The sequence below is a fragment of the Dietzia sp. HMSC21D01 genome (assembly GCF_001815995.1).
Taxonomy (GTDB): domain Bacteria; phylum Actinomycetota; class Actinomycetes; order Mycobacteriales; family Mycobacteriaceae; genus Dietzia; species Dietzia cinnamea.
This window is the reverse complement of sequence record NZ_KV823852.1, coordinates 1-3,971: the sequence shown is the minus strand read 5'-3', so window position 1 is coordinate 3,971 and position 3,971 is coordinate 1. Positions and strand designations below refer to the sequence as shown.

Here is a 3,971-nt window from a genome sequence, read left to right as displayed (position 1 = left end):
GCGAGCTTGCCCAGCCGCACCAGCGCGGGCCGACCCCCCGGCCGCTCCCCGGCGCGCGCGGCGAGGATCCCCGTCGCCACCAGCGCGACAGCGGCGGTCTGACCGACCACGGTCAGGGCCCGCAGGACGTTGGAGTTGCCGTAGGCCGGGAAGGAGACGAGCGAGAAGCCGACCAGGACCACGGCGGTGACGGCTGCGGCGAGCAGCGTCGCCGCCCCGGCCAGACCGGGCCCGCGTAGCGCCGGCGGCATGCTCAGAAGGGGAGCTTGCGGAAGATGGGGCGCGGCACGTGCGTGAGCACGGCCATGACCCCGCCGAACGCGGCCGGAGCGAAGACCGCGCCCTTACCGGCACCGGCGTTCTTCACCGCGATGCGGGCGACCTCCTCCTTGTTGATGGTCAGCGGCGCCTCCTTGACGTGCGCTGACATCCGGGTGCGCACCTGGCCGGGGCGGATCACCAGGACGTCCACCCCGTGCTCGTCGAGCGCGTACCCGAGACCGGTGTAGAAGGAGTCCAGCCCCGCCTTGGTGGATCCGTAGACGAAGTTGGAGCGGCGGGCCCGCAGGCCGGCGGCCGAGCTCATGGCGATGATCCGGCCGAAGCCCTGCGCCTTCATCCGCTCGGCGAGCAGCACGCCCACCGAGACGGCACCGGTGTAGTTGATCTGCGCGATCTGGACCGCCTTGCGCTGGTCGGACCAGAGTTCCTCGTTGTCCCCGAGGAGGCCGAACGCGACGATCGCCACGTCGACGTCCCCGCCGCCGAAGATCGTCTCGAACGCGGCCGGGTGCGTGTCGGTGGCCGCGGCGTCGAAGTCCACGACCTCCACGGCGCTCGCGCCGGCGGCCTTCATCTCCGCCCGGGCGTCGTCCACACCCGGGTCCCCGGGCAAGCAGGCCAGGATCACGCGCATCGGTCCCTGCTGCAGGTACTCGGCACAGATGGCCAGGCCGATCTCGGAGGTTCCACCGAGCAGGAGCAGGGTCTGGGGGACGCCGACGGCATTGATCATGGGCAGGAGTCTACCGACGGGCCCCGACACCGCTGGGGGCGCTCACCCGCTCAGAGCAGTTCGAGCCGCCGGCCCATGTCGGAGGCGAACACCCCGTGGGGGTCGATGCCGCGGCGGGTGGCGATCCACGAGTCGATCTCCGGGTACATGGCGTGGAACCGCCCGGCCGGGACGCGCGAGTCCTTGGCCGTGTAGAGCCGCCCGCCCATCGACATGACCTTGGCGTCGAGGTGGTTGACGAAGCTGTTGAGCCGGTCGTTGATGGGGAAGTCCACGCACACGTTCCAGCCCTCCATGGGGAAGGACAGCGGCGCCTGGTTGCCGGGTCCGAACAGCTTGAACACGTTGAGGAACGAATAGTGCCCGGACCGCTGGATGTCGCCGATGATCTCCTTGAAGCCCTCGACCGCGCCGGGCGGGACGATGAACTGGTACTGCAGGAACCCCTTGGATCCGTAGGCCCGGTTCCACTCCGAGAACAGGTCGAGCATGTGGTAGAACGCCGGCAACGTCTTGATCTGGTTCCGCGACGTCCCGCCGAGCCGGTAGTAGACCTCGCCGATGGGGCCGAAGGTGTACTTGTTGGCCAGCCCGTTGGGGAACACGTCGGGGAACGTGATGAGCGGCTTGGCGTCCATCGCCAGCGGGTTCTTCGCCAGCTTGGGCGCGTACTCCTCGAGCTGGGCCAGCGTGGCCAGCGACCCGCGCGAGACCGCGGCCCGGCCGAGCTTGGGGGGCGCGCTGATCGCGTCGAACCACGCGGACGAGTAGGTGTACTTCGACTCCGACCCGTCGGTGTGCAGGGCGATCGTCTCGTCGAGGCTCGAGGTCTGGTCGTCGTCGGCGAGGAAGAACGCCGTCTCCGTGCGCGTCATCGCGATCCACACCTTGAGCACGATGCCGGTGAGGCCGTTGCCGCCGACGGTGGCCCAGAACAGCGTTCCGTCGGGGTCGTCGGCGGTTCCGCTCGGCTCGAGCGTGAGCACGCGGCCGTCCGCGACGAGCAGTTCCATGCGCGTGACGTGATTGCCGAACGAGCCGGCGGAGTGGTGGTTCTTGCCGTGGATGTCGTGGCCGATCGCACCGCCGACGGTCACCTGCCGTGTGCCCGGCAGGACCGGCACCCACAGCCCGAACGGCAGGGCCGCCCGCATGAGCTGGTCGAGGTTGACGCCCGCGTCGACCACTGCCAGCGCCTTCTCGGCATTGAGCTCGTGGATGCGGTTGAACCGGCTCATGTCCACGACGAGTCCGCCGGAGTTCTGGGCGCTGTCGCCGTACGAGCGGCCGAGGCCGCGGGCGACCACGCCGCGCCGCAGGTGGGCTGGGGAGGAGGCGTTGGAGTCGTTGACCGCCGCGACGGCCGCGGAGATCTCGTCGACCGAGCGTGGGGTCAGCACGTGGCTCAACGCCGGGGCGGTGCGGCCCCAGCCGGTCAGGCGCCGGAGCTCGGTGTCCAGCGCGGTCGGGGCCGGTGGGGTGTTCTGCGCGGTGCTCACGCGGTCGAGGTTACCGCCCGGCGGGGCCCGGCCGCCGCGTCGCCGCGCCCGGGTGTGACGCGGCCGACGGGGAGATGAGGGAGAGATGACGACGACGAGGGCCGCTCGCTCGCCGAGGACCCGCCCTCTCGGGCCGCGCCGGTCAGTCGGGCCGGCAGCCGGAGTCGAAGGGGACGCCGCGTGCCCGGTCGTCGACCCAGTCCAGCGCCGGGCCGACCGCGGTGTAGGCCGCGAGGATGTGCTCGCCGGGCACCGGCGTGTATTCGACGTCGGCACCGGCCGCGCACCACTCGTCCGCCAGCCGACGGGCCGTCCACTCGGGGACGAACGGGTCGCCCGGCCCCCGCGAGGACCCCGGTCCGGGGCCGATCGGCGCGGCGGCGTCACCGTGCCAGACCTGGACCGGCCCGGTCGGTACCTCCCGCGGGTCAGCGCCATGGGCGGGGTCGGGGGTTCCCAGGCGGTTGCGGGCCAGGACGGCCGCGACCGTGGGGTCCGTGCGGGGATCGACGTCGGTCAGGGCGGACAGCGGCGCGGGGATGAGCCCCCCGGCGGTGTTGGCGGCGGCGCAGGCATCGCGGAGGTGGTGCGCGATCACGTCGCCGGTGGCGTTGAGAAGGGGGTACATCTCGGGGTACTCGCGAGCCAGGCCGAGGACGGCGGCGCGGTAGAGGCCGGAGGCGATGGTGCCGTCCATCGTGTCGAACAGGTCGGAGTAGTCGGAGGGCACGCCGCCGACCGATGAGCCGACGAGCACGCCGGTCAGCTCGGGGGCGTACACGGGCTGCAGCTGGGCGGCCCAGCCCGTGGCGATGCCGCCGCCGGAGTAGCCGACCTGCACGACCCGCGAGTCGGCGAACAGCGGGCCGGCCTCACCGGGTGGGACGAAGGCGCGGGCTGCGCGGATCCCGTCGAGCACCGCGCGGCCGTTGGCGCGCCCCGCCGCGTAGGCCGCCCTGGGCCCCTGGAAGTCGGTGACGACCAGGCCGTAGCCGCGGTCGGCGAGGATCTGCAGGAACGGCGGGAGCTCGAGGTTGAGCGTGTGCGGCAGCGTGTGGGACGGCATGCACGTCAGGCCGAGCGAGTCGATCGTGACGTTGAACGACACGAGCGGCCGCGGATCGGGCCCGGGCCACGGGGTGGCCGGCTCGATGAGCGTGGACACGATCTGCTGCGGGCGGTCGTGGGAGTCGGTGCTCTGGACCAGGACCTGCCAGCCGCGGCCGAAGTTGCGGACGTTGTGCGGCGGGATCGTCACCTCTCGCGTGGCGAGGATCGTCCCCGGGGCGGTCGCGGGGTCGACGGTCGGCGGCGACGAGTACCAGGGGTCCGGGGACGGACTGGGCAGGTAGCGCTCGGGCGTGCGCTCGTGCTCGGGCGCGGGCCGGAGCGCGGCGAACGGGTCGGGGACCGTGACCGCGGACGACGCCGCACCGGTGGGCTGAGCGGCTCCGGCG

4 protein-coding genes are annotated in these 3,971 nt (G+C 72.4%); all 4 read right to left on the bottom strand.

Annotated features, from left to right (window positions below; all coding sequences use genetic code 11):
* Positions 1–251: arabinofuranosyltransferase (locus HMPREF3086_RS06155; protein ID WP_168169062.1), on the bottom strand; the 251-nt coding region annotated here is incomplete at its 3' end.
* 2 nt (positions 252–253) lie between these two features.
* Positions 254–1,015, bottom strand: coding sequence for a decaprenylphospho-beta-D-erythro-pentofuranosid-2-ulose 2-reductase (locus HMPREF3086_RS06150; protein ID WP_070720759.1), 762 nt, complete (start codon positions 1,013–1,015; stop codon positions 254–256).
* A gap of 50 nt (positions 1,016–1,065) precedes the next feature.
* Positions 1,066–2,514 carry a decaprenylphosphoryl-beta-D-ribose oxidase gene (locus HMPREF3086_RS06145; protein ID WP_061916252.1) on the bottom strand — a complete coding sequence of 483 codons (1,449 nt, stop codon included), beginning with the start codon at positions 2,512–2,514 and terminating at the stop codon, positions 1,066–1,068.
* 142 nt (positions 2,515–2,656) lie between these two features.
* The coding region (locus HMPREF3086_RS06140; RefSeq protein ID WP_070720757.1) for a lipase family protein at positions 2,657–3,971 on the bottom strand (1,315 nt) is incomplete at its 5' end.